We start from the raw sequence: 4,221 nt of genomic DNA, 5'->3' as shown, positions 1-4,221 counted from the left end.
GGCCAGGAGGCGCGCGCCGACGAAGTCACCGCCCACCGTCGCCACCGGCAGCAGCGTGTTGATGCCCTCGCGCACGAAGCGCAGGTTGATGCAGGCAGAGAGGTTCGGCCGGCCGGAGACGGGGAAGATCACGTACCAGCCGAGGCCGGCCCATGCGACGGCCACGGCGCGCGCGGCGACGACCGCCAGGGCGCCCCAACCGGCACTCACCACCGCCGCGGCCACATCCTCGAGACCGGAGGACAGAAACAGGCCGACGACCGTGCAGAGGCCGGCGATCAGGGCCAGGGTCGTCAGACGTTTCATGATCCTCTTTCAAGCTCGGGGGTGGCTTGATGCTGGATTCTCGCCGCGATTTCGACCGAAAAAGACCGCTGCGGACGAGGAGTAAGGCTCAAGTTGCAGCAACGATCGGCAATGTCTATCACCCGATAGACACAGTGCGGACCAAAGCGGCACCAGGGGTTTTCACCCCGAGCAGACCGCCCGCACGGCGCATCACGAAGGGATCACCATGGACCGCGACGCTTCCCACTCGGCCGGAGAGGCCGTGCTCGACGACGCCCGCGCCGACGGCTTCGTCAGCAGGGAACCCGGAATCCCCGCGCCGCACTCGCCTGTGATGGCGTGGAACGAGTGGGACCCGCTCGAAGAGGTGATCGTCGGATCCCTCGACGGCGCCACGATCCCGACGCACCACCTGACCGTGATCTTCAACCTGCCGCGGGCGGCGCAGCCGTTCTACCGCTTCGCCTCGGGCTTCCGCTACCCGGGCTTTATGAAGAAGCTCGCGCAGAAAGAGCTCGACAACTTCATCCGCATCCTCGCCGGCGAGGGCGTGAAGATCCGCCGCCCGGACACCATCGACTTCTCGAAGAAGTACCGCGCGCCGCGCTGGTCGTCCCGCGGCTTTTGCGTCGCCTGCCCGCGCGACCCGTACCTCGTGATCGGCGACGAGATCATCGAGAGCCCGATGTGCTGGCGCTCGCGCTACTTCGAGGGTGACGCCTACCGCTCGCTGTTCAAGGAATACTTCCGCGCCGGCGCGCGCTGGACCTCCGCGCCGCGGCCTCAGCTCACCGACGAGCTGTACAACTACGACTACCGCGTGCCGAACCTGAAGGCCGGCGAGCCGATGCAGTTCACGGTCAACGAGTTCGAGCCGGTCTTCGACGCCGCCGACTTCGTCCGCTGCGGCCGCGACATCTTCGTCACCCGCTCCAACGTGACGAACCTGATGGGCATCGAGTGGCTGCGCCGCCACCTCGGCTCGGGCTTCCGCGTCCACGAGATCGAGAGCCGCTGCCCGCAGCCGATGCACATCGATTCGTCGTTCATGCCGCTCGCCCCGGGCAAGGTGCTGGTCAACCCGGACTACATCGACGTCGAGAAGTTGCCGGCGGTGTTGAAGAAGTGGGACGTGCTCGTCGCCCCTCGCCCCGACCCCGTCGAAGGCTTCATGAGCAAGATCTCGATGTGCTCGCCCTGGACCTCGATCAACGTGCTCGCCATCGACGAGAAGAAGATCGTCGTGGACCAGAGCCAGCCGACGCTGATCAAGGCGCTCAAGGACTGGGGCTTCGACCCGATCCCGGCGCCGTTCCTGAGCTACGGCCCGTTCGGCGGCTCGTTCCACTGCGCCACCCTCGACGTGCGCCGCCGCGGCACGCTGAAGTCGTACTTCTAGGCCTCTCGCCTCGAACGAAAACGGCCGCATCCCGGAAGGGGTGCGGCCGTTTTGGTTTGTGGTTCGGGACCCTTGAACGCGTCTCCCGGCCGAGAGCCCCCTGCCCGTCATTCCGGGGCGTCGTAGTCGAGCCCGGAATCCAGAGCCGCAGATGGCGCAATCTAGAACTCGACCTCAGGTTCTGGATTCCGGGCTCTGCTGCGCAGCCCCGGAATGACGGGGAGAGGATGGAACCGGGTTCGCGGAGCATCCGAATTGAGCGAAGACGCCGCTGGCTGCAGAAAACCTGGCCTCCATCTCTTGAGAAGACGGAAGCCAAGTCGCGGTTTATTTCAACGCGAAAACTTCTTGTACTTGATCTTCTTCGGCATCAGCGAGTCGGCGCCGAGCCGGCGCATCTTGTCGGCCTCGTAATCCGAGAAGTTGCCCTCGAACCACTCGACGTGGCTGTCGCCCTCGAAGGCGAGGATGTGGGTCGCGATGCGGTTCAGGAACCAGCGATCGTGGCTGATGATGACGGCGCAGCCGGCGTAATCCTCCAGCGCGTCCTCGAGGGCGCGCAGGGTCTCCATGTCGAGGTCGTTGGTCGGCTCGTCGAGCAGCAGCACGTTGGCGCCGCCCTTCAGCGTGCGGGCGAGGTGCACGCGGTTGCGTTCGCCGCCCGACAGCGTGCCGACCTTCTTCTGCTGGTCGCCGCCCTTGAAGGCGAAGGCCGCGCAGTAGGCGCGCGAATTAATCTCGCGCTTGTTGAAATAGATGATGTCGTTGCCGCCCGAGACCTCCTGCCAGACCGTGGCGTTGGGGTCGAGCGCGTCGCGCGACTGGTCGACGTAGCCGAGCTTCACCGTCGTGCCGACGGAGATGTCGCCGCCGTCCGGCTTCTCCTGGCCGGTGATCATCTTGAACAGCGTCGTCTTGCCGGCGCCGTTCGGGCCGATCACGCCGACGATGCCGCCCGGCGGCAGCTTGAACGACAGGTCCTCGATCAGCAGGCGGTCGCCGAAGGCCTTGTTGAGGTGGTCGAACTCGATGACGTTGTTGCCCAGCCGCTCGTCGATCGGGATTACGATCTGCGCCGCCGCGTCGACCTTGTTGTTCTGCTTGGCGACCAGCTCCTCGTAGCGCGTGATACGCGCCTTCGACTTGGACTGGCGCGCCTTCGGCGAGGCGGAGATCCATTCCTGCTCGCGGGCGATCGAGCGCTGGCGCGCCATGTCCTCGCGGCCCTCCTGCTGCAGGCGCTTCTGCTTCTGCACCAGCCAGGCCGAATAGTTGCCCTCGTAGGGGATGCCCTTGGTGCGATCGAGCTCGAGGATCCAGCTGGTGACGTTGTCGAGGAAGTAGCGATCGTGGGTCACGATCAGGATCGCGCCCGGGTAGTTCTTGAGGTGGCCTTCGAGCCAGTTCACCGTCTCGGCGTCGAGGTGGTTGGTCGGCTCGTCGAGAAGCAGCAGCTCAGGCTCCCACAGCAGCAGCCGGCAGAGCGCGACGCGGCGGCGCTCGCCGCCCGACAGGGTGGCGACCGGCTGCTCGTCGCTCGGGCAGCCCAGGGCCTCCATGGCTTGGTCGACCTTGGATTCGAGTTCCCAGAGGTTCTGCGATTCGATCTCGTCCTGGAGGCGGGTCATCTCGTCCGCCGTCTCGTCGGAATAGTTCATCGCGAGCTCGTTGTAGCGGTCGAGCAGCGCCTGCTTTTCGGCGACGCCCTCCATCACGTTCTCGCGGACCGATTTGGTCGTATCGAGCTGCGGCTCCTGCGGCAGGTAGCCGACCCGCGCGCCCTGCGCGACGAAGCCCTCCCCGGTCCACTCCGTGTCGATGCCGGCCATGATCTTCAGGAGCGTCGACTTGCCCGAGCCGTTGATGCCGAGCACACCGATCTTGGCATCGGGGTAGAAGGACAGGTTGACGTTGTCCAACACCTTCTTCCCACCGGTGTAGGTCTTGGTCAGGCCTTTCATGTGGTAGATGAATTCGCGGGCCATCGCAGGCATCCTATCAGGTTCGGCGGGGCCGGCGCGGGAGGTCGCGCGGCCCGATGGCGGGTGCAGGGTCGTCCGGGCAGGCACGCGCCATGCCCGCGGCGAACCCTGCGGGGTACGGTTCTGCGGAGCGGGCGCCGCGCGCCCTCACCCGCAATCCCTGGAGATGATCCCGCTCGCGTATCAGGACGGCCGGTGCCGGGCAAGGATCGGGGGATGGATCGGGGCGTGGTGGCCGCTGTGGGACTCGAACCCACACGGGCGAAGCCCGAGGCATTTTAAGTGCCTTCCGTCTACCAATTTCGGCAAGCGGCCCTGCGATGCGCCGAAGAGGTAACCGTCGGCGCGAACGAGATCAAGTTTCTCAAGATCAAGCGTCCGGCGTCCAACCGTAGAGCCAGGCGTAGCGTTCGCGCATGCCGTCTGGGCCGAGACGACGCATCACCGCGTCGCGCACGAAGGCGGTGATGCCGCCGGCATGGTAGGTCCGGCCATTGGCGCGGGCGGCGCGCTGCACCCGGCGGACCCGGCGCCGACGGGCCCTGGCGTAGG

The 4,221-nt window shown here is 66.2% G+C and carries 2 protein-coding genes, 1 tRNA gene and 2 pseudogenes; 1 reads left to right on the top strand and 4 read right to left on the bottom strand.

Translation table 11 applies throughout. The features are described 5' to 3' along the window. Positions 1 to 306, bottom strand: a pseudogene (locus FV222_RS18695) (TIGR00374 family protein); the annotation flags it as partial. A gap of 208 nt (positions 307 to 514) precedes the next feature. Between FV222_RS18695 and FV222_RS18690 the strand changes: the two are divergent. Beyond that, positions 515 to 1,687 carry an amidinotransferase gene (locus FV222_RS18690; RefSeq protein WP_147750143.1) on the top strand — a complete coding sequence of 391 codons (1,173 nt, stop codon included), beginning with the start codon at positions 515 to 517 and terminating at the stop codon, positions 1,685 to 1,687. A gap of 332 nt (positions 1,688 to 2,019) precedes the next feature. Here the strand turns inward: FV222_RS18690 and ettA are convergent, their stop codons facing one another. The 3 genes and pseudogenes from ettA to FV222_RS18675 all read right to left on the bottom strand — a co-directional run. Continuing rightward, positions 2,020 to 3,672 (bottom strand): energy-dependent translational throttle protein EttA, encoded by a 1,653-nt coding sequence (gene ettA / locus FV222_RS18685; RefSeq protein WP_147750142.1) that lies wholly within the window; start codon positions 3,670 to 3,672, stop codon positions 2,020 to 2,022. Between the two features lie 226 nt (positions 3,673 to 3,898). Then, positions 3,899 to 3,984: transfer RNA gene (locus tag FV222_RS18680), tRNA-Leu, on the bottom strand. Between the two features lie 55 nt (positions 3,985 to 4,039). Continuing rightward, positions 4,040 to 4,221: pseudogene (locus tag FV222_RS18675) on the bottom strand (FAD-binding monooxygenase); the annotation flags it as partial.

The organism is Methylobacterium sp. WL103 (assembly GCF_008039885.1).
GTDB classification, from domain to species: domain Bacteria; phylum Pseudomonadota; class Alphaproteobacteria; order Rhizobiales; family Beijerinckiaceae; genus Methylobacterium; species Methylobacterium cerastii.
This window is presented reverse-complemented; position numbering and strand designations above follow the sequence as displayed.

Coding starts and splice junctions, on each gene's coding strand:
- FV222_RS18690 (WP_147750143.1), top strand. CDS start 515: ATGGACCGCGACGCTTCCCACTCGGCCGGAGAGGCCGTGCTCGACGAC.
- ettA (WP_147750142.1), bottom strand. CDS start 3,672: ATGGCCCGCGAATTCATCTACCACATGAAAGGCCTGACCAAGACCTAC.